This is a genomic window from Sphingomonas sp. CROZ-RG-20F-R02-07, from assembly GCF_022662335.1.
Classification (GTDB): Bacteria; Pseudomonadota; Alphaproteobacteria; order Sphingomonadales; family Sphingomonadaceae; genus Sphingomonas.
This window is the reverse complement of sequence record NZ_JAKNQJ010000058.1, coordinates 1-304: the sequence shown is the minus strand read 5'-3', so window position 1 is coordinate 304 and position 304 is coordinate 1. Positions and strand designations below refer to the sequence as shown.

Here is a 304-nt window from a genome sequence, read left to right as displayed (position 1 = left end):
GGAGACTGTCGTTCGTGGAAGATCAGACGGTCGATATTGTAGACGAGGTTAGCGAGCGTAATCTTCGCTTCGGCACGCGCGATACCGATGGTGCGAACGAAGAACCCCATCTGATCCTTCTGACGGGCGAACACGTGCTCGACGCGCGCACGTACGGTAGATCGTTTGGCATTGGCACCGGATGCGCGCCTGGACATCGGCTTGCCCTTAGGCTTCTTGCGGTGGATGCGGCTAACCCTGTCCATCGACTTCAGCCACGTCTCGTTGGCCTGGCTGCGGTAGGCAGTGTCCGCCCAGACATCGC

Annotated in this window: 1 protein-coding gene; it reads right to left on the bottom strand. The window is 59.9% G+C overall.

The genetic code is table 11. The features are described from left to right. The coding region (locus tag L8H00_RS18700) for a transposase (RefSeq protein WP_242098872.1) at positions 1–304 on the bottom strand (304 nt) is incomplete at both ends.